The 19,541-nt window shown below is 68.9% G+C and carries 17 protein-coding genes and 1 pseudogene; 7 read left to right on the forward strand and 11 right to left on the reverse strand.

Features of this window, described 5'->3' with window-relative positions; genetic code table 11:
• Positions 1–142 precede the first annotated feature (142 nt).
• From CSC65_RS03125 to CSC65_RS03170, 10 genes are all read right to left on the reverse strand, one after another.
• Positions 143–694, reverse strand: coding sequence for a hypothetical protein (locus tag CSC65_RS03125; protein WP_162408507.1), 552 nt, complete (start codon positions 692–694; stop codon positions 143–145).
• Between the two features lie 168 nt (positions 695–862).
• A complete protein-coding gene (locus tag CSC65_RS03130; RefSeq protein WP_162408508.1) occupies positions 863–1,345 on the reverse strand; it encodes a hypothetical protein in 483 nt (160 codons plus the stop codon).
• Between the two features lie 112 nt (positions 1,346–1,457).
• The gene (locus tag CSC65_RS03135; RefSeq protein ID WP_162408509.1) at positions 1,458–2,186 is read right to left on the reverse strand and encodes an HAD family hydrolase; all 729 of its coding nucleotides are present in this window, start codon (positions 2,184–2,186) and stop codon (positions 1,458–1,460) included.
• A 138-nt stretch (positions 2,187–2,324) separates the two neighbouring features.
• The gene (locus CSC65_RS03140; protein ID WP_162408510.1) at positions 2,325–2,693 is read right to left on the reverse strand and encodes an EF-hand domain-containing protein; all 369 of its coding nucleotides are present in this window, start codon (positions 2,691–2,693) and stop codon (positions 2,325–2,327) included.
• Positions 2,694–2,925: 232 nt separating this feature from the next.
• On the reverse strand, positions 2,926–3,306 hold the full coding sequence (locus tag CSC65_RS03145; RefSeq protein ID WP_162408511.1) for a hypothetical protein: 381 nt from the start codon (positions 3,304–3,306) through the stop codon (positions 2,926–2,928).
• A 73-nt stretch (positions 3,307–3,379) separates the two neighbouring features.
• Positions 3,380–3,571, reverse strand: a complete 192-nt coding sequence (locus CSC65_RS03150) for a CPXCG motif-containing cysteine-rich protein (RefSeq protein ID WP_162408512.1) — start codon at positions 3,569–3,571, stop codon at positions 3,380–3,382.
• Entirely contained in the window at positions 3,571–4,320 is a 750-nt protein-coding gene (locus tag CSC65_RS03155) for a M15 family metallopeptidase (protein ID WP_425501297.1), read from the reverse strand. Before CSC65_RS03155 ends, CSC65_RS03150 begins: the two co-directional genes overlap by 1 nt.
• Positions 4,307–5,872, reverse strand: coding sequence for a serine hydrolase domain-containing protein (locus CSC65_RS03160; RefSeq protein WP_162408514.1), 1,566 nt, complete (start codon positions 5,870–5,872; stop codon positions 4,307–4,309). The genes CSC65_RS03155 and CSC65_RS03160 overlap by 14 nt, the downstream gene beginning before the upstream one ends.
• A gap of 79 nt (positions 5,873–5,951) precedes the next feature.
• Complete coding sequence (locus CSC65_RS03165; RefSeq protein WP_162408515.1) at positions 5,952–8,987, reverse strand: TonB-dependent receptor; 3,036 nt, start codon at positions 8,985–8,987, stop codon at positions 5,952–5,954.
• Positions 8,984–10,453: a transglutaminase-like domain-containing protein gene (locus CSC65_RS03170; protein ID WP_238390254.1), complete on the reverse strand. Its 1,470-nt coding sequence runs from the start codon at positions 10,451–10,453 to the stop codon at positions 8,984–8,986. The genes CSC65_RS03165 and CSC65_RS03170 overlap by 4 nt, the downstream gene beginning before the upstream one ends.
• A gap of 238 nt (positions 10,454–10,691) precedes the next feature.
• Here CSC65_RS03170 and CSC65_RS03175 point away from each other — a divergent pair, with 238 nt between their 5' ends.
• From CSC65_RS03175 to CSC65_RS03205, 7 genes are all read left to right on the forward strand, one after another.
• Positions 10,692–12,146: a C40 family peptidase gene (locus CSC65_RS03175; protein ID WP_425501298.1), complete on the forward strand. Its 1,455-nt coding sequence runs from the start codon at positions 10,692–10,694 to the stop codon at positions 12,144–12,146.
• A complete protein-coding gene (locus tag CSC65_RS03180) occupies positions 12,143–13,240 on the forward strand; it encodes a dipeptide epimerase (RefSeq protein ID WP_162408517.1) in 1,098 nt (365 codons plus the stop codon). The genes CSC65_RS03175 and CSC65_RS03180 overlap by 4 nt, the downstream gene beginning before the upstream one ends.
• Before the next feature lie 47 nt (positions 13,241–13,287).
• Positions 13,288–14,136 (forward strand): MurR/RpiR family transcriptional regulator, encoded by an 849-nt coding sequence (locus tag CSC65_RS03185; RefSeq protein WP_162408553.1) that lies wholly within the window; start codon positions 13,288–13,290, stop codon positions 14,134–14,136.
• A 24-nt stretch (positions 14,137–14,160) separates the two neighbouring features.
• Positions 14,161–15,003 (forward strand): L,D-transpeptidase family protein, encoded by an 843-nt coding sequence (locus CSC65_RS03190; RefSeq protein WP_162408518.1) that lies wholly within the window; start codon positions 14,161–14,163, stop codon positions 15,001–15,003.
• Positions 15,000–16,259, forward strand: a complete 1,260-nt coding sequence (locus CSC65_RS03195; protein WP_162408519.1) for a dicarboxylate/amino acid:cation symporter — start codon at positions 15,000–15,002, stop codon at positions 16,257–16,259. The genes CSC65_RS03190 and CSC65_RS03195 overlap by 4 nt, the downstream gene beginning before the upstream one ends.
• Positions 16,260–16,389: 130 nt before the next feature.
• Positions 16,390–16,887: a hypothetical protein gene (locus tag CSC65_RS03200; protein WP_162408520.1), complete on the forward strand. Its 498-nt coding sequence runs from the start codon at positions 16,390–16,392 to the stop codon at positions 16,885–16,887.
• 120 nt (positions 16,888–17,007) lie between these two features.
• Entirely contained in the window at positions 17,008–17,319 is a 312-nt protein-coding gene (locus CSC65_RS03205) for a hypothetical protein (protein WP_162408521.1), read from the forward strand.
• Between the two features lie 144 nt (positions 17,320–17,463).
• Here CSC65_RS03205 and CSC65_RS03210 read toward each other — a convergent pair.
• Positions 17,464–19,467, reverse strand: a pseudogene (locus CSC65_RS03210) (glycoside hydrolase family 3 N-terminal domain-containing protein); the annotation flags it as partial.
• Positions 19,468–19,541 lie beyond the last annotated feature (74 nt).

The raw sequence follows: 19,541 nt of genomic DNA on the forward strand, positions 1-19,541 counted from the left end.
CTTCGCTGTTGGCAGCGTGTCCAACCGCGATGAAATCGGTGTTCAGGCCCTCGGCGCTGCAACGGTGCGCATCATTGCAGGGACAAGGACATGTGACGCCCTGCAAGGCGCGTCCGGCAACACGCCGCTTCGAACTGATCGGCTAACGTCCGGCCTTGGTTTCGGCCTCGGCCCGCTTGCGCAGCGCGCGGGTCAACGCCGGGTCCGGTTGCAGTGGGCGCGACCAGCGCCGGTAACTGTCGGCGAGCGACAAACGCAGCTGGCCATAAGCGGGCGAACCCGGGCGTGCATCGAACTCCGCGGCCACCGCCTCCCACGTCGTCTCCGCGCCGGCGCGGGTTCGCGCCCGCACGACACTGCGGCAGGTCGCTTCGGTGGCGTGGGCCAGGAAACAGGCGAACCAGGCGTCGCCGCCGTGCCATCCCGGCTGCGCGAGCAGGCCGGACACGTAGGCGCGCGGCACCCCGGCATAGCGCTCGAGTTCGGCGGCGAAGGCGTCCGGGTAGCGCTCGGCGTAAAGATCGATGTCGGCCAGGCGGCCATCGAGCCAGGCATCACCGGTGGCGTGGACGCGCTGCGCACCGGCCGCACCCGCATCGGGTGCGGGTGCGGTCGGCCCGGCAACTGCGTCGGCTGCCAGCACGACGACGAGGATGCACAAACAACGGCCTAGCAGGGCGCACGCGCGGTTCATGCGACGATTCTGCCGCAGCGAACCGCGGATGTCAGGTCGGCTCTGCTGCTGCCATCTTCTTCCCCGGCGGGTCGGGCGAGGCCCCCAGGCTTCCAGATACGACGAAGCCGGCCCTTCACCGGGACCGGCCCGTCGATTCTTCCAGTGCGAAGCGGCCAAGCCGGGCGATCAGTCGTCCCAGCCGCGCCCGCGATGCTTGTCGTGGCCATGGCCCTTCTTGCCCTTGCCACGGTTGTCGTAGTGGCGGCGGTCGTAGTCGCGGCGGTCATATCCGCGGCGATCGTCGTAGCTGACGCGGTACTGCGGCGGCGGCGCGTGGTGGTGGTGGCGCGGGGGCGCGTAGTAGCGCGGCGGCGCGGGGCGATAGACCACGACCGGACGCGGCGGCGGGCCGTAGCGGTAGTAGACCGGCCGGCGCCAGCGGTCGTACTCGACCACGACCGGCTGGTAATAGCCCTCGTCGTAGTAGTACGGGCGACCACTGCGGAAGATGAGGTCGGCGACGTCTACCAGCACGCGCACCTGCACGTCGGCGGCCTGCGCCTGGCGCGCGGGCAGCAGGGTGGCCGCACCGGCGAGGGCGGCGGCCAGCAAAGCGCCGCGCATCCAGGCGGAGCGGTTGGAGCGGGCGGTGGAGATAACGGCATTCATGGCAGCGCTCCTGTGTGGGTGACGTTGCGATGACGTTGCGATTTTCGTGGTGAACCGCGATTTAACCCGGACGCATGAAAACGTTACCGGCGGATCACGGCACGGCCGACATTCAGGTGCCGTTTCGCACAGCCGTCACGATTTCGCGGACGGCCTGCGGCAAATGCGCCGCCGATTCGACCGATCGGACGCGTGGATGCGCCTCGGCCAGGCCATGTTCGGCCTCGTGCGCCCAGGTCAGCGCGTAGGGCACATGCACGCCCCAGCCTCCCAGCCTGACCACCGGCTCGATATCCGAGCGCAACGAGTTGCCGACCATGATGAACTGCGAGGCGTCGATGCCGAACTCGCCCAGCACGCGCGCGTAGGTCGGCGGATCCTTCTCCGAGACGATCTCGATGCGCGGGAACAGGTCGGCCAGGCCGGAGCTGGCGATCTTGGATTCCTGGTGGAACAGGTCGCCCTTGGTGACCAGCACCACCGGCAGTTCGGCGGCGATCGCCGTCACCGCCTCGCGGATGCCTTCGATCAGTTCGACCGGATGCTGGAGCGTGGCGCGCCCGATCTCCACGACCTGCTGCAGGTCGCGCGCGGCGATGCGGCCATCGGTCAGCTCGATCGCCGCCTCGATCATCGACAGGGTCATGCCCTTCACCCCGTAGCCGAAAATCCTCAGGTTGCGGCGTTCGACTTCGAGAAGGTGGCGCAGCGTGCGCGCGTCGTGCAGGTCGATGTAGCGGCCAATGATCTCTTCGTACTGCTTCTCGGCGGTGCGGTAGTAGTCCTCGCTGCGCCAGAGGGTGTCGTCGCCGTCGAAGCCGACCAGGCGGATGTCGTGCATGTGGGAGGCCTTGTGGGCAAGCGGAGCGGCAGGATAGCAGCGCTGCGCTGGCGTGCCGCACAAGGCGGGAGCGGACCCGAAGGCCCGCTCCCGGTGCAACCGCCAGGCAGGCGTCGCGGCGGTTCGGCAGCGCCGTAGTTACTCCTTGGCCGCTTCGCTCTGCTGCTTCTGGACGAAGCCTCGATACTCGTCGGCCGTGAGTTCGCCATTGCCGTCGACGTCGGCCTGGGCGAAGACGTTGCTCAGGCCGGCGTGACGCTGCGATTCCGATTTGCTGAGGTTGCCGTTGCCATCGGCATCCAGGTCGGCCCAGCTCAGGCCCTGCCCCGCGGCGGAGGATCGTGCCGGCTGCTGTTCGGCAGCGCCGGTGGCTGGCGGCGCGCTGGTCGGCTCCTGCGATGTGGGCGGTGCCCGCTCAGTGGTGGGCGTGGCCTGCGCGAAGGCCAGCGGCGTGGCCGCCATGCCCAGGACGAGGAGGCCGGTAACGAGGTGGCGTGCGTTCTTCATGGTGTGCTCCTGCGGGGTGGAGTGTCGGTGAGTTGCACGCTGCATTCCGCCGCGGCAGTTCACGACACCGACCCTGCATCCCTGCGCATGAACCATCGATGCGCCTCGCACGGAGCTTGCACAGGCTCTTAACCACATCGCCGACGAATGCAGTTACCGCAACAGTTATCGATGCGTCAGCACGGAGTTATCCGCCGGTTCAAACGGAACCTGTATCCGGTTCCAGTGGCACTCAGTTCCCGCGGTCGGCGTGATGCGTGGCAAGACGCCCGCTGAACAACCACCAGCCCAGCACCGTTCCGGTCAGCGCGCCGATGATCTGCAACAGCACGCGGACGCCCAGGAAGTCCGGATCGTGGATACCGGCCAGCGCCAGCCGCGCATACAGCGGGGACTCGAGCCTGGAGATGCCCAGGTAGAACAGGTGCCAGCTGTCGATGCCTGCTGCGACAGCCACCGAGATCGCCGCACCCCAACCCACCGCATGGGCGATCGTGAGTCCGGCGCGGCGACACACCCAGGCCCACAGCGCGTACACCAGCACGCCGATCGCCAGGGCGATCAGTCCCGCTTCAAGGGCGCCGAGCAGGCCGGTATGCAATGACAGGTTCATCGGTCTGCGCCAGGAATCGAAGGCGACAGTCTAAACGGACAGCGGATGCGAACCCCCGCGACCCGGCCCAGGCTCAGGCTTCGTCCTCGCGCCGGGCCACCACGCGCGGCTCGTCCTCCGGACCGTCCACGCTGACGCTGATCGCGATCGGCCGGCAGCAGACCTGGCAGTCCTCGATGTAGTCCTGGTCGCCGGCGCTGTCGTCGACCGCCACGTCGATGCGCTCGCCGCAGTAGGGACACCGCAGCTCCCGCCAGCGCGTCATCAGCGCACCGGGAAGTCGTAGGCGGTGCCCGGATCGGGCTCCGGCTGCAGGGTGTAATGCCACCATTCCATCGGATGGTTGCGAAAGCCCTCCGCCGTCATCGCGTCGCGCAGGCGATGGCGGTCGGCGCGCTGCGCGCTGGTCGTGCCTGCCGCATCCGTATGCGCGGCCGGATCGAAGAAGTCGTAAGGCGTGCCCATGTCCAGTGGGGTGCAGCCCGCGGCGTCGCAGCGTTCCAGGGTCAGGTCCACCGTGGCCCCGCGGCTGTGCCCGGAGGTCTTGCCGATATAGCCCTGGGTCAACGCGGACTTGTCCACGTTCGGATACCAGCGCGCCTTCAGTGCGGGATCGTCGGGGGCGTCGATCCAGCGCATGAAGCTGGTCACCGAATGCGCGGGGCGGTAGCAGTCATAGATACGCAGGCCCAGTCCCTCGGCGTGCAGCGTCGCCTGCACGCGGGCCAGGGCTTCGGCGACCGGCTGCAGCAGGTAGCAGTGGCCGGCTTCGTAACCCGGAACCACCGCGCCAGTGAAATTGTCGGTCCCGGCGTAGCGCATCTCCACGCTGATGCCGGGGGCCGCTTCGCGTATTTCGACCATGCCGGCCTGCGCGGCATCGGCGGCAGGCGACAGCACCGGAACCGCAGCCAGCGCGGGAATGGAGGTGAAGGCCAGTGCCAGCAGGCAACCGGCGCGCAGCCCGCGTCGACGGGGATCCGGCGCCGGGCGCCGCAACTCAGGGACAGTCACGCTGGCGGGTGAAGGCGAGATCGGCATAGTCGTAGCTGAAGTCCGCATCCGGATCGACGTGGGACAGGGTCAGGGTAGCGCCCTTGCCGGCGTCGCGGGAAGGCGGCTGCAGCCAGGCCTCCGCATCGACGCCGTCGTCGTCCCAGTCCACCAGCCAGCGCGCGCCGACCCGCATCAACCGGCCGCGCATCAACGGCGAACGCGCCGACGCAAAAGCGATTCCATCCGCACGCGGGCAGATCTCCACCTCGCCGAACCACGGGTCGCGCCAGACGCCGGCCAGCGCGGCAGCTTCTTCCGCGGTTGCGGGACGGCGCGCGGAGGTATCGGGCAGCGGCTGCGCTGCCGCGCGACCGGCACGCTCCTGGTCGAGCAGCGTGGCGTAGTGGGCCACGTCGTGGCCTGCATTCGCGCCGATGGCCTGCTCCACCAGCACCTGGCCCAGCGCGGTGCGCGCGGCTTCGCCTTCGCCGTTGATCAGCATCACGATGCCGGTGCGCCGATCAGGCAGCAGGATCACCGACGAGTACATGCCCGACAGCGTGCCGGTGTGCGCGACCTTCCATTCGCCCTGCACGTCGGACAGTCGCCAGCCGTAGCCATAGGCGGAGAAGTGGCTGTTGTCCCACTGGCGCATGCGCTCGCTCACCGGCATCGGCATGTGCGCGGTCCACACCGCGCGGCGTTGCGCCGGCGACAGCCAGGGGTGCTTGGGATCGAGCCACATGCCGACCCACTTGAGCATGTCGTCCACGCCGCAGCGGATACCGCCTGCGGCCATCGAGGTGATGTCGGGTACGACCTCGCCGTCCTCGCGCACGGGGACATTGCGCCCGTCCACGCGGCGATGTGGCTGGGCGACGCTGCCGGCCTCGTCCAGGCGCCATTGGCCGACGCGGCAACCGTCCATGTCGAGCGGCTCGAACAGTTCGCGCCGGACCACCTCGTCGAACGGCATGCCCGCGGCCGCCGCGGCGACTTCGCCTGCGACCACGTACAGCAGGTTGTCGTACGCATAGCCGGAACGGAAACTGGTTACCGGCTTGAGATGCTGCAGGCCGGTGATGATATCGGCGCGGGTGAAGCTGTTGGGTTCCGGCCACAGCATCAGGTCGCCCGCGCCCAGGCCCAGGCCGCTGTTGTGGACCAGCAGGTCGCGCACCTGCATGTTCGCGGTGACCCACGGGTCGTGCATCCGGAACTGCGGCAGGTGCTTCGTCACCGGGTCGTCCCAGCGCAGCTTGCCCTGGTCGACCAGCCGCGCCAGCACGCCGGCGGTCATCGCCTTGGTGTTGGACGCGATCTTGAAAAGCGTGTCGGGAGCGACGGCCTGCCCGCTGCCGGCGGCCAGTTCGCCGCGTGTCTCGATGGCGACGATCCGGCCATCCTCGATCACGCCCACCGCGATCCCCGGCAGTCCATAGCGCTGCACGGCGTCGTCGACGGCGCGGGCGACCCGGGTGCGGTCGTCTGGCCCAGCGGCGTCCGCGTTCACGGGCGCCAAAAGAAATGCGGCCGACAGGGCGGCCGCCAATGGGAGGGTACAACGCATGGTCAGGCTCCCCCGGCCGGAACCGTGCGCCGCGCGCCGGGCCGAGGCCCGTGCGCGCGACGCACGATGCGGCGTCAGGTCAGAAGTTCCAGGTCAACACCAGCTGCGCATAGCGCGGCGACTGCCAGCGCGTGCCGGTGCCGAACAATCCGCGGGTGACGCCCGGACCCTTTTCGTAACGAGCCCGCTGATTGATCACTTCCTGCTCGTTGAGCAGGTTGTAGACCGAGAAGCGGATCCTCAAGTCGGTTTCCGGTGCCGGCAGGGTCCAGGTCACGCTGGCACCCCAGTCGTAGGTCCAGGGCATGCGGCCGAAGTCACCGCGGCCGGAGTACTCGAACACCCGCTGGCTCCAGTTGCCCGAGCAGTTCTGCACGCAATGCCAGAACGAGCCGCCGCCGGAGCCCTCGGTCACGAAGCTCGCCGCACCCAGGCTGTCGTTGGGCCACGCCACGCCCAGCGCGGTGATCGGGCCGCCGGACTGGGCGGTCAGGGTCGATCCGAACGACCACATCTCGTTGAGCTTGTAGGCGCCGCGCAACTTGATCTGGTGGCGGCGATCGTTGAACAGCGGGCCGTAATCCTCGTTGTTGGCCGGGTGGTCCCAGTGCTGGACCATGCCGGTGTCTCCGTAGTTGGTGTCCGAGTTCACCGGGCCCTCGTGATTGCCCTCCGACTTGGACCACAGATACGACGCGTTGAACGCCCACTTGTCGTCCCACGCCCGATCGATCTGGAACTCGACCGCGGTATAGGTGCGCTTGGGATCGGAATAGCCGATTACCTCACCACTGCCGCCCTTGATGTAGCCATCGCTTGAGGTATCGATGGTGATCCATCCGTCCTGGGCGCAGCCCATGGCGGTGGTACCCCAGATGGTCAGCGGATCACCCGGGTTTCCGATCGGCCAAAGCGTGGAGGTCGGCCCGCACGGCGTGTGGTTGATGCGGATGTCGTCCATCGCATTGGGCATCCGCCGGTAGGTGGCGTTGACGCCCCACGACCATGCCTGGTTGATCATCTGCTGGAAGCCAAGGATCAGCTCGTCCTGGTACACCGCATCCATGTCGCGATCCACGCTCTGCCTCAGGTCGTCCACCGGCAGGTTGAAGGAATCGTCCACCGGGCCGATCTGCGCGCCCAGCACCGGCTGCATGTAGCTGGCACCGGTGATCGGGTTGGTGGAAGGATTCCAGCCACTGAGCGCATAGAAGGTGCGCTCGTCGATCAGGCCGCCGGCGAAGTTGTAGTTGATGATGTTGGTGACCGGCAGGTAGTAGCGGCCCAGATTGCCGAATACCTTGGTGGTGCCATCATCCTTCATGTCCCAAGAGAAGCCGACGCGCGGCGACACCAGGTTGTCCATCTTGATGAAGCTTTCGCCCGAGGCCGTCTTGTTGTCGAAGTTGTCCACGCGCAGCCCCAGGTTCAGCACCAGGCTGGGCGTCACGTTCCAGATGTCCTCGAGGTAGTACGCATTCGCGGTGGTCTCGAACACGCCGCCGTCGATGCGCCGGCGACCCATCACGATGGCGTCGACGCCGGCCGGGACGGTGGCACCGTTGTCCAGGATCGCCCCGGGCGTGGCACCGAACACCGTGTAGCGCATCATGGGCTCGCCCGGATAGCGCGTGGTGCGGTCGGTGGTCATCTCCTCGCTGTCGACGCCGAAGCGCAAGAGGTGGTCGCCGAGCGCCCACTCGAAGTCCAGTCGCCCGACCTTACGCTCGTCGTGGTGGTCCACCACCGAACTCGAAGTGCTCGGGTGGCAGCTGACCGCCGGCCGGCCCATCGCGACCCAGCGCGCGTTGTAGGTGCTGTCGACCAGAACCTGCGAGCACAGCTCGTCGGCCGGGGAGAACGCCAGGCCGCGGGTGCGGTTGATGCCGTACATGGCCTTGGCGGTGAAGTTCTCGCCGAAACGGCCAATGTAGGTCGCCGAACCGTTGGTGCCGCCGGACTGCGAGGTGGTCTCGCCGGTGAGGACGCCCTTCTGGCGAGTGGCGAAGTCGTAGGTCTGGACGGCGGTGTTGGTTTCGGCCTCGTCGGAGAAGGCGAGCAGCTCAAGACGGTGGTCGTCGTTGATGTTCCAGTCCAGCTTCGCGCCCCAGAAGCCGTCGCTGGATTCGCCATCGGACCAGCTGCTGCCGGCGGAGTTGGTGAAGCCGGCGTCGTTCTGCCGCTGCTCGTACATCGCGAACAGGAACAGGCGGTCCTTGATCAGAGGACCGGACGCCCAGGCGTTGGCCTTGATGAAGCTCGCGCGGTCGTGGCTGCCGCGGTAGGTGGCTGAGACGGGCACGCCGTCGCCATCGACCGCGTTGAAATAGTGGTCTTCCTTGGTGGATGCCAAGGCCGAGGGTTCGAACGTGAACTCCAGGCCACCCCGCAGCTCGTTGCTGCCCGAGCGCGTCACCGCGTTGATGACGCCGCCGGTGCTGCGGCCGAACTCGACCGAGTAGCCACCGGTCTTGACCTGGAACTCCTCGAAGAAGGCGAACGGCGCGGTCGAGAAGGACTGGCGGCGGTAGAAGTCGGTGACGTTCAGGCCGTTAATGAACACCGAGTTCTCGGCGACCGAGGAGCCGCCAAAGGACATGCCACCGAACGACGAGTTGCCTCCCACCACGCCGGGGGCCAGCATCGCCACTGCCGACAGGCTCTGTTCGACCGGCAGGCGCGCCAGCTCCTCGCGGTTGATGTTGGTCGCGACCTCGGTGGAGAACACGTCCACGCGATTGATCACGCGCGAACCGACGACCTCGATCGTGTCGAGGTTGACCAGGCCGCCCTCGGCACCCAGGTTGACGCCGGTGGTGCCGCCCAGGGCGACGTTGACCGTGACTCCCTCGCCCACCGGCTGGCCATCACGAACCACCTGCAGGCGGTAGTCGCCCACCGGAAGCTGGGCCAGTCGATAGCTTCCGTTCGTCCCTACCGTGACCGTGCGGGTCGCGCCCGTGGCCGTGTTGGTGAGGGTGATCTGGTCACCGGCGCTCGCGCGACCGGCGACCGCACCGGTGGCGCTCTGTGCCATGGCCAACGGCGCCATCGCGCCGATACATGCACCCAGCGCCACGCAGAGCGCTGCCTTCCTGAAAGTCCTGCTGTTCATCCCCGTGTCTCTCCCACAGTGGTGTTGTTGTCGTTATCGCCCGCGCTGGTGGCGTCATTGCCTGTTGGCAGCATCTGCCATTCGAACCGGTAGTCCCATTGGTCGAAATAGAGGTTCCCGCCACGCCATTCCGCTTCGCCGCGCTGTGAATCCACGGTCTCCGAGCGGAAGTGCTGCTTGGCCGGAACGAAGTCCCGCGAATAATCGTCGTTGAAGGCGATCCGGTACGCGTCCAGGCCGCCCAGGTAGAACCAGCGCAGCGCCGGGTCGTCGCTGGCGAGCTGGCCGGTGGTCACGTCCATCGGCACCCAGCCGTAGGGGGCCAGGTACAGCCAGCCCCAGTCGTGCATGTTGTCGTAGCCGACGGCGTCGTCCGAGTAGACCCAGCCGGACTGCCAGCGCGCCGGGATGCCGTTGAGCCGCAGCAAGGCCATCAGCAGCAGGGTCTGCTGGCCGCAGTCGGCGTGGCCGGCGTGCAGCGCGTAGTCGCTGATGTTGGTGATCGTCGAGTACTCGCGCGCGCCGGCCCACGGGATCCGGTCCACCGCTTCGAACAGCTTGCGCGAGACCCGGTACGGGTTGGTCTCCTCGCCGACGACCTTGGCCGAGAACGCGCGCAGTTCAGGGCTGAACACGATGTGCGGCGCCTGCTCGCGCAGGTACGGCGCCAGCGCCGGGTCATCGGGCGTGGCCCGCACGCGCTGCGGGTCGATGGCGAAATGGCGGCCGTACACGGTCAGCTCGTAGCTGACCGAGAATTCGGTGGGCTGGCCGGCGACGGCGCTGCGCTCCATGTAGGCGGTGCGCTGCAGCGTGTCGGCCGGCGCGACCTGGCCACCGGCCGGCACGGTACCGAGCAGGCCGATGTCCTGTTGCTGTCCTTCGATCGCGCGCGGATACGGGATCCAGGCGCGCACGGTCTCGCCGGCCGGTACCGCATCGGCGTCGACCACCAGCGACTGGGTCACCCGCAGGCGGCGCGGCGCCACGCTGGTGGCGCCGTCCCTGGCCGCAGCGACGACCTCGGCGTGATGCGCGTTGAGCTGTTCGTTCGGGCCTTCGCTGAAAGGCTTCACCGGCGGCGCGCGGCGCGCGGCGGCGTCAGGACTCAGCCGGTACAGGTTGGAGACCGCGCGCTTGAAATAGCGCGGCTGGCCGTCGATATCCATGCGCTCGACCAGGCCGGCGCGATCCCAGGCATCGAATTCGGCGTCGCGCAGGTCGGGGATGGATTTGCGCACCTGTGCCAGGGCCGCGGCGCGATCCAGGGTGAAATCCAGGTGGATGCGACGCATGCGCTCGCGCTCGAACCGCAAGGCCTGCTGCTGTTCGACGGTCAGGTCAGCGGCGGCCAGCGCGGTGGCGATCGCGGATTCCGCACCACCGAAGTCGCCCCGGTCGACCTTCGAGGTCACCGCGTCCACGGCGTCAGCCGCCTTCGTGCCCGCGTGCGCGGTGGCCGCCATGCCCATCGCGAACAGGCAGAGCGCCGACCACGCGACACGCCGGCCCGGACATGCAAGGCGCGGCGGCAGGCGAAGTACTGGAGGCTGGCAACTGCGGACATCCACAACGACACTTCCCGGGTGCGGTGGTAACGCTGATGTAACACGCGCCCGGCAGCGGGTCAATAATTTATTCTTGACGCCGCGAATATTCGGAATAACTATTCTTCGCCATGCCTGCTGGGGAGGACCGGCGACCATGAACGCCGTGAACGCACTACCGATCGCTCCATCCCGTACGGCCCACCGCCGCCGGGCAGCCGCCTGGTGGGCGGCATCGCTGCTTGCGCTGGCGATGCCGGCGCTGCCGGCGTTCGCGTCCGATGGCGATGCGCCGACCTCGGTCATCGAGGTGCGCCAGGCCGACCTGCTGCCGGAGCACTGGCTCGCACAGTTGCCTGCCCCTGACCGGGTGATCCTGGACCGTGCCGGCATCGCCGCGCAGAACGCGCGCATGCGCGCCGAAGACAAGTCGATCCACGACATCGCCGCCCTGCCCGACCCGCTGCCGCGTGCCCTCGTGCGCAGCCAGGTCGAGGCGCTCTCCGCGCCGCCGACCCGCGCGCTGTTCGACGTGCACGGCAAGCCGGTCGCGAAGAAGGAACTTGATGCACTGCAGCGCGCGCTTGCGCTGGAGGCGATCCCGGCCACGCAGCCGCTGCGCTACGGCCTGGTCGTGCACCGCGCCGCGCTGCGCGCCTTCCCCACCCGCCTGCGTGCGTTCAGCAGCGCCGGCGACACCGACATCGACCGCTTCCAGGAGTCGGCACTGTTCCCCGGCGATGCGGTCGCGGTGCTGCACCGCAGCCGCGACGGCCAGTGGCTGTTCGTCGCCAGCGAGCGCTACGCCGCCTGGATCGAAGCGGCGCACGTGGCGGTGGGCGACCGCGGCACCGTCCTGGGCTATGCGCAGCGCGCGCCCTATGTGGTCGTCACCGGCGCCACCGTACGCACCACCTACACGCCCGAGGAGCCGCGCGTGTCGGCGCTGCAGCTGGACATGGGCGTGCGCCTGCCGCTGCGCGCGGACTGGCCGCCGATGCAGGCGGTCAACGGCCAGCATCCCTATGCCTCGCATGTCGTCGACCTGCCGGTCCGCGAAGCCGACGGCCGCCTGGCGCTGGTGCCTGCGCTGATCCCGCGCTCGGCCGACGTATCCGACGACTACCTGCCGCTGACGGCCGCCAACCTGGTCCGCCAGTCGTTCAAGTTCCTCGGCGAGCGCTACGGCTGGGGCCACAGCTACGACGCCCGCGACTGCAGCGGCTTCGTCTCGGAGGTCTACCGCAGCTTCGGCGTCCTGGTCCCGCGCAATACCCGCGACCAGGCGACCAGCCCGGCGCTGGACCGGGTCGCCTTCGACGCCGGCGACAGCCGCGACCAGCGCATGGCCGCCGTCCGCGACCTCCAGATCGGCGACCTGGTCTACATCCCGGGCCACGTGATGATGGCCCTGGGCCACCAGCGCGGACTGGCCTTCATGATCCACGACACCAACGGCGGCAGCTGGCGCGGTGCCGATGGCACCCGCGTGCGCGCCGGGCTCAATGGCGTATCGGTCACCCCGCTCGAGCCGATGCTGTTCGGCGAGACCGAAACCTACGTCGACCGCATCACCAGCATCCAGAGGATCCGGCCGCGAGCCACCCCATGAAGATCACGGACATCGAACTCGGCATGCTGCGCGTGCCGCTGAAGACCCCGTTCAAGACCGCGCTGCGTACCGTCGACACGGTCGAGGACATCGTGGTGCTGGTGCGCACCGACACCGGCCATACCGGCCATGGCGAGGCGCCGGCCACCGCGGTGATCACCGGCGACACCCACGGCTCGATCATCGAAGCGATCGAGCGCTTCATCAAGCCGCGCCTGATCGGCCAGGAAATCGCCAACCTCAACCACATCTGCGGGCTGATCCAGGGTTCGATGGAGCGCAACACCAGCGCCAAGGCGGCCGTGGAGATCGCCGTCTACGACCTGTGGGCCCAGCTCTACGGCGCACCGCTTTACAAGATGCTCGGCGGCGGCGACCCGGTGATCACCACCGACATCACGATTAGCGTCGACCACATCGACAAGATGGTGGCCGATTCGATCGCCGCGGTCGAACGCGGCTTCGACTCGCTCAAGATCAAGGTCGGCAAGGACATCGGCCTGGACATCGAGCGGGTCAAGGCGATCCATGCCGCGGTCGAAGGGCGCGCCCTGCTGCGCCTGGATGCCAACCAGGGCTGGACGCCGAAGCAGGCCGTCTTCGCCATGCATGCGCTGGAACAGGCGGGCGTGCTGCTCGAACTGCTCGAACAGCCGGTCAAGGCCGCCGACATCGAGGGACTCAAGTACGTCACCGAGCGCGTGCATACGCCGGTCATGGCCGACGAGAGCGTGTTCGGCCCGGCCCAGGTGTTCGACCTGATCGAGCGCCGCGCCGCGGACATCATCAACATCAAGCTGATGAAGACCGGCGGCCTGTCCAACGCGATCCGGATCGCCGACATCGCCTCGCTGTACGGCGTGCAGTGCATGATCGGCTGCATGATCGAGTCGGCCATCTCGGTGGCCGCCGCCGTGCACCTGGCCGTGGCCAAGGCCGACACCATCACCAAGGTCGACCTGGACGGCCCGTCGCTGGGCCAGTTCAACCCGGTCGAGGGCGGGGTGATCTTCAACGAGTCGGAAATCACCATCACCGACGCGCCCGGGCTGGGGATCCGCGAGATCCGTGGCCTGGAGATGCTGGCGCGCTGACCCGCGCCGGTTGCCAGGTGCGCCCCGCCCGGATGAAGATCGCACCCATGCCGCCGCTGGTGAAAATCCGCTCCGAGCGTGACCACATGTCGGCGATCGAACGCCGCATCGCCGATTTCATACTCGAAAACGCCCACCTGCTGCGCGACTACTCCTCGCAGCAGCTGGCCAGCGCGCTGGGGATCAGCCAGTCCAGCGTGGTCAAGTTCAGCCAGAAGTTCGGCTTCCGCGGCTACCCCGACCTGAAGTTCAGCATCGTCCAGGCGGTGGCGCGCAACGGCGCCGACGCACCGGCGCTGGCGACCCCGGCCAGCGATGGCGACGAGTACACCCGGCTGGAAGAGGCCCTGCGCCGCAGCAAGGCCGCCGCCGAGGAAGAGACGCGCCTGCTCAATCCGCGCGAAGGCATCGAGCGGATCGTCGGACTGGTCGATGGCGCCGGCAAGGTGTTCGTCTGCGGCCTGGGCGACGACGGCCTGTTCGCACGCGAGTTCGGCATGCGCCTGTCCCTGCTGGGCGTGCTCACCGTGCACCACAACGATCCGATCCTGATGATGGCCAACCTGTCGGCGGCCGGCCCGGGCGACGTGCTGCTGCTGTTCTCCGAGTACGGCCAGCTGCCGCCGCTGTCGCAGATCAGCCGCCAGTTCCAGGCCTGCGAGGGCAAGGTGATCTCGATCACCCGGCACACCGCCAACCCGCTGCGCGCCCACGCCGATGCCGCGCTGGTCGTCTCGGCGCACGATCCCTCGCCGCACGTGGAAGCCTTGCTGTACCGTTCCTCGCTGCAGTACCTGCTCGACTTCCTGTTCGTGCTGCTGTGCCAGGCCAACCCGGACCGGCACCGCCAGCTCGGCATCAACCTCGAGCGCATCCGGCACCTGCTCGATACCTGACCCGAACGCTCCCGCGAGACCCGAATGCCCGCGACGCACGACGCGCCACCCCGCATTTCCCGCTTCGCCTGGCCCTTGCTGGCCACGCTCGGGCTGGCCTGCGCCATCGCCGCCCTGGCCGGGGAGTCCACCGGTGCGGCGACGCCGGACCCGCTGCGCGGCGCGCAGCAGCTGGTCCTGGTCACCACCGGCGACTGGGACGACAACGAAGGAACGCTGCGCCGCTTCGAACGCTCCAGCGACCAGGCGGCCTGGCAAGAAGTGGCGTCCTTCGACGTAAGCATCGGCCGCGCCGGCAGCGCCTGGGGTACCGGCCTGCATGCCGGGGCCGACGAGGACGACGGTCCGCGCAAGCGCGAAGGTGACGGACGCAGCCCGGCCGGCGTGTTCACCCTGGGCACCGCCTTCGGCTACGCGGGCGACGTCGCCACCGGACTGCCCTACCAGGCGATGGAAGGCAGCAGCTGGTGCATGGACGTCCCCGCCTCACCCCACTACAACCGGATCGTCGATGCACGCCAGGTCGGCGAGGCGGCCGTGCAGGGGTCCACCGAACCGATGCGGCTGGACCTGCACAAGAGCGGCGATCCGCGTTACCGCCTGGGCTTCGTGATCGGGCACAACCCCGACAACGTGCCGCAGGGCGGCAGCTGCATCTTCGCCCACCTGTGGCGCACACCCGGCGAGCCCACCGCCGGCTGCACCGCGATGGCCGACGCCGACATGGAAGCGATGCTGGAGTGGCTGGACGCCGACAAGGCGCCCCGTTTCGTCCTGCTGCCCGATGCGCAGTACGAGCGCCTGGCCGAACGCTGGCACTGGCCGGCATTGCCAGCCACGTCGAACGGCGCGGAGCCGGTCCGATGAGGTGGCCCGGCGCGACCGCGCGCGTACTGCTGGCCCTGGTCGCCGGCGCGATCGTCGGCCTGGCGCTGGCGCACTGGAATCCCGATGCGGCGGCCACCACCGCCGGCATCGCCCAGCCGATCGGCAAGCTGTGGCTGAGCGCCTTGCAGATGACCGTGGTCCCGCTGGTGCTGGCGCTGGTGATCCTCGGCGTGGCGACCGCATCCGACGCCGCCGCGTCCGGGCGCGTGGCACGGCGGGCGATGGTCGTGTTCATCGCGATGCTTTCGTTCTTCGCCGGCTACGCGGCGCTGGTCGCGCCGGCGCTGCTGTCGCTGGTACCGCGCAGCGACGCGCTCACCGCCACGCTGCAGGCTTCGGCCACCGTGGCCGAGACCGGTGCCGCGCCGACGCTGGCGCAGTGGATCGGCAATGTCATCCCGTCGAACGCGATCATGGCCGCCGCGCAAGGCGCGATGCTGCCGCTGGTGGTGTTCGCGCTGTTCTTCGGATTCGCCCTCACCCGCGTCGACGGCGAGCGCCGCGCGCAGGTGATCGGCCTGTGCCAGGGCATCGCCGACACGATGATCGTGATCGTGCACTGGGTCCTCCTGGCCGCGCCGGTGGGCGTGTTCGCGCTGATGCTGGCGGTATGCGCGCAGGCGGGGCTGGGCGTGGTCGGCGCGCTCGCCGGCTACATCATCCTGCAGTGCGCGATGTACCTCGGCGCGATCGCGATCTGCTACGCCCTGATCGCGGTGTTCGCGCGCCGTTCGCCGGCCGCGTTCGCCAGCGGCATCCTGCCGGCGCAGGTGGTGGCCGCCAGTACCCAGTCCTCGCTCGCCTCGCTGCCGGCGATGCTGGAGAGCGCGCGCGAGCGCCTGGGCCTGCCGCGCGCGGTCGCCGCGCTGGTCCTGCCGATGGCAGTGACCCTGTTCCGCATCACCAGCCCGATCCAGTACATGGTCGCCGCCTCGTTCGTGGCCTGGGCCTACGGCATCGAACTGAGCGCGGTGCAGCTGGCCGCCGGCGCCGCGCTGTCGGTGGTGATCAGCCTGGGTTCGGTCGGCCTTCCCGGGCAGGTCAGCTTCATGGCGACGGTCATGCCGGTGACCCAGTCGATGGGCCTGCCGGTGGAACCGCTGGGCCTGCTGCTGGCGGTGGACACCATCCCCGACGTGTTCGCCACCACCGGCAACGTCACCGGCGACCTCACCGCGACCGCGATCGTGGCCCGGCGCAGCCCGGAAGCGACCGATCCGCCGACCGCCGCCTGATCCTCCGCAGCTGGGCAACCCGGTGTCCGCCCGCGCCTGAATCCCCCCGCGCTGCGCTCACGTCCGGATCACCGCGCGCGCAGGACAGTGGCCGCCCCACAGTGACGGCCGCAGGCCGCTGGAGCGCGCGATGAAGACCCGACGCATCTACGCCACGCCCAACCTGGCGGCCGCGCACGCCGCGCTCGCGGCGGCGCGCGACACCGGCATCGAGCCCGACTCGCTTTCGCTGATCGCCCGCTCGGACATCGAGATGGACGCGGTCCCCGACGAGCTGCGCGAAGCACACACCGATATCGTGCCGGCTGCGTTGCGGGGCGCCGCGGGCGGCGGCGCCGTGGGACTGGTCGCGGGCCTGGTCGCGGTCGCGGTTCCGCCGCTGGGAATCACCCTGGCCGGCGCCGGAGTGATGGCTGCGGTGGGCGCACTGGTCGGCAGCTGGTCGTCCGCACTGGTCGGCGCCAGCGTGCCCGATCCGGTCCGTCGCCAGTTCGAGGAAACGATCGAGACCGGGCAGATCCTGCTGGTCATCGATGCCGAGGACGACGCCCTGCATCGCGCCGAGGCAGCCGTCCTGCGGGCAGGCGCCTCGCCACTTCCCTACGAAGCGGCCACGGCGGTCAGCTGACAGCCTGGCGCACGGACCGTGAACGCACGCGCGCGCATAACTTCGGGCTCACGCGTTCGCCCGATGGGGTTAACCGCGCCATCGCTACGGTGATTTCTCCACTGACACAGGAGAACCACCATGAGCTCACAGCCCGGATACCAGATCCCCGGACGCGCCCCGGTCGAGCCGTTCCCGGATTCCGGCTACTGGAACCAGCAGTTCACCCGCGAGCCGTATTTCCTCGAGGGCGACAGCTACGACGACTACGACCCCGCCTATCGCCTCGGCTATGGTGCGCGCCACCAGCATCCCGGGCGCGACTTCAGCAGCCTGGAAGCCGACATGCAACGCGAATGGGAGACCAGCAAGGGCCTGTCGCGACTGGACTGGAATCGCGCGCGGCAGGCGGCGTTGCGGGCCTGGCAGCGGAGCGAGCCGCGCGGAACCTGAGGCGGTTGGGCGCGCAAGCGCGGCTCCGTGGCCTGCGACAGACATGACTTACGGAAGCAGGCTTCCGCCGGCGACGTGATCACCGAGGAGCATTCCCTGTGGATCTCATCGATATCCGCTTCGCCGGCCGAAGCCCGCGGCGGTTCAGCGCGGCAGCAGTTCGAACCTGGCCGGGACACCGGCCATCGCCGACGGCGCGATCCAGACGTCGAACCCACCCGGCTCCGACCCGTGCGTGCCATCGGCGCGGGTGAACGCGAGCTGCGCGGGTGCCAGCCGGAAGACCACTTCCTGGCTTTCGCCGGGTTGCAGCATCAGCTTGCGGAAGCCCTTCAGTTCGCGCACCGGCCGCACCCGGCTGGCAACCCGGTCGTGCACGTACAGCTGTACGACTTCTTCGACCGCGCGCGTGCCGTGGTTGCGCAGCGTCGCCCGCACCGTGAGCACGTCGGATACCGGCAGCTTCGCCATGTCCACCGTGGTGGCGCCGTATTCGATACGCCCGTAGCCCAGGCCATGGCCGAAGGGATACAGCGCGGTGTTCGGATGTTCGCGCCAGCGCGCCTTGAACTCCGACATCTCCGGCGTTTCCGGACGACCGGTACGCGGGTGGTTGTAGAAGAACGGCTGCTGCCCGGAATCGTGCGGGAAGCTCACCGGCAGGCGTCCTGAAGGGCTGTAGTCGCCGAACACCACGTCGGCCACGGCATGCCCGGTCTGGCTGCCGAGGAACCAGGTCACCACGATCGCCCGGGCATCGCGCACCGCACCTTCCAGCGCGAGCGCGCGGCCGTTGCGCAGCAGGACCACCACCGGCGTACCGGTCGCGGACACCGCTTCGGCCAGCACCTGTTGCGCGGCCGGCAGCACGATCCGGGTGCGCGACTGCGCTTCGCCGCTGTAACGCTGCGGCTCGCCCAGGGCCAGCACCACGACCTCGGCGCGCCGGGCCGCGGCTACCGCAGCCTCGATGCCGCCTTCGAGTGGCGATTCCAGACCGCAGCCGTCGACGATCTCGAGCGATCCCGCGTGCGGCAGGGCAGCGCGGAATCCCTCTTCCAGGCTGATGTAGCGCGATTTGTCGCCGAACAGGGTCCAGCAGCCTTCGATGTTGTCGCGGTCGCGGGCGAAGGGCCCGACCAGGGCGATGCGCGCATCGCGTCGCAACGGCAGGACGTCGGACTCGTTCTTCAGCAGCACGATCGAACGCCTTCCGGCATCGCGGGCCAGTGTTTCATGCGCCTCGAGCCGCGAGATGTCGTCCTCGCGGGAGGGATCCAGCGAGCGGTAGGGATCATCGAGCAGGCCGATCGCCGCTTTCAGCGACAACACCCGCCGCACCGATGCGTCCAGCAGTGCCATCGGCACCTCGCCCGACTCGACCAGCCCCGGCAGGTGCGCGGCGTAGAAGCCGCTCTGCATGCTCATGTCCATGCCGGCGGTGAACGCCCGGCGCGTGGCGTCGCGCTCGTCCTCGGCATAGCCGTGCGCGATCAGTTCCATGTCGGCGGTGTAGTCCGACACCACCAGGCCCGGGAAGTCCCAGTGCCCGCGCAGCAGGCCGGTCAGCAACGCATGGTTGGCGCTGGCCGGCACGCCGTTGATGTCGTTGAAGGCGGTCATCACCGTCAGCGCGCCGGCATCGAAGGCGGCCTTGAACGGAGGCAGGTGCACGTCCTGCAGCGTGCCCTCGGAAATTTCGACGTAGTTGTAGTCCATGCCCGCCGCCACTGCGCCGTAGGCGGCGAAGTGCTTGGGCGTGGCCAGCAGCGAATCGGCCGCGCGCAGGTCAGGACCCTGGAAACCGCGCACGCGCGCTTCGGCGAAGGCGCACCCCAGGACGGTGTCCTCGCCCGCGCCTTCCGCGCCGCGGCCCCAGCGCTGGTCGCGAGCGATGTCCACGGCCGGGGCGAAGGTCCAGTGCAGCCCGGCCGCGGTCGCCTCCACCGCGGTGGCGCGTGCAGTGCGTTCGGCCAGCGCCGGCTCGAAGCTGGCCGCTTCGCCCAGCGGAATCGGGAACACCGTGCGCATGCCGTGGATCACGTCGGCGGCCAGCAGCACCGGGATGCCCAGCCGGCTCTCTTCCACTGCCACGCGCTGGATCTCGCGGCCCTGCGCCGCGCCCACGCCGTTGAACAGCGCCCCCACCTGTCTCTTAACCACATCTGACGCTGCCGACGAAGAGACAAGAATAGGTCTCGGAGGGTCATATGACAGTCAAA

It is taken from the genome of Pseudoxanthomonas daejeonensis (genome assembly GCF_010093205.1).
GTDB lineage: Bacteria > Pseudomonadota > Gammaproteobacteria > Xanthomonadales > Xanthomonadaceae > Pseudoxanthomonas > Pseudoxanthomonas daejeonensis.

What these genes read in the sequence shown, in the direction of transcription:
- CSC65_RS03130 (WP_162408508.1), bottom strand. Translation starts at nt 1,345, where the DNA reads ATGAATGCCGTTATCTCCACCGCCCGCTCCAACCGCTCCGCCTGGATG.
- CSC65_RS03175 (WP_425501298.1), top strand. Translation starts at nt 10,692, where the DNA reads ATGAACGCCGTGAACGCACTACCGATCGCTCCATCCCGTACGGCCCAC.
- CSC65_RS03180 (WP_162408517.1), top strand. Translation starts at nt 12,143, where the DNA reads ATGAAGATCACGGACATCGAACTCGGCATGCTGCGCGTGCCGCTGAAG.
- CSC65_RS03125 (WP_162408507.1), bottom strand. Translation starts at nt 694, where the DNA reads ATGAACCGCGCGTGCGCCCTGCTAGGCCGTTGTTTGTGCATCCTCGTC.
- CSC65_RS03200 (WP_162408520.1), top strand. Translation starts at nt 16,390, where the DNA reads ATGAAGACCCGACGCATCTACGCCACGCCCAACCTGGCGGCCGCGCAC.
- CSC65_RS03135 (WP_162408509.1), bottom strand. Translation starts at nt 2,186, where the DNA reads ATGCACGACATCCGCCTGGTCGGCTTCGACGGCGACGACACCCTCTGG.
- CSC65_RS03205 (WP_162408521.1), top strand. Translation starts at nt 17,008, where the DNA reads ATGAGCTCACAGCCCGGATACCAGATCCCCGGACGCGCCCCGGTCGAG.
- CSC65_RS03195 (WP_162408519.1), top strand. Translation starts at nt 15,000, where the DNA reads ATGAGGTGGCCCGGCGCGACCGCGCGCGTACTGCTGGCCCTGGTCGCC.
- CSC65_RS03145 (WP_162408511.1), bottom strand. Translation starts at nt 3,306, where the DNA reads ATGAACCTGTCATTGCATACCGGCCTGCTCGGCGCCCTTGAAGCGGGA.
- CSC65_RS03140 (WP_162408510.1), bottom strand. Translation starts at nt 2,693, where the DNA reads ATGAAGAACGCACGCCACCTCGTTACCGGCCTCCTCGTCCTGGGCATG.
- CSC65_RS03170 (WP_238390254.1), bottom strand. Translation starts at nt 10,453, where the DNA reads ATGGCGGCCACCGCGCACGCGGGCACGAAGGCGGCTGACGCCGTGGAC.
- CSC65_RS03185 (WP_162408553.1), top strand. Translation starts at nt 13,288, where the DNA reads ATGCCGCCGCTGGTGAAAATCCGCTCCGAGCGTGACCACATGTCGGCG.
- CSC65_RS03160 (WP_162408514.1), bottom strand. Translation starts at nt 5,872, where the DNA reads ATGCGTTGTACCCTCCCATTGGCGGCCGCCCTGTCGGCCGCATTTCTT.
- CSC65_RS03150 (WP_162408512.1), bottom strand. Translation starts at nt 3,571, where the DNA reads ATGACGCGCTGGCGGGAGCTGCGGTGTCCCTACTGCGGCGAGCGCATC.
- CSC65_RS03190 (WP_162408518.1), top strand. Translation starts at nt 14,161, where the DNA reads ATGCCCGCGACGCACGACGCGCCACCCCGCATTTCCCGCTTCGCCTGG.
- CSC65_RS03165 (WP_162408515.1), bottom strand. Translation starts at nt 8,987, where the DNA reads ATGAACAGCAGGACTTTCAGGAAGGCAGCGCTCTGCGTGGCGCTGGGT.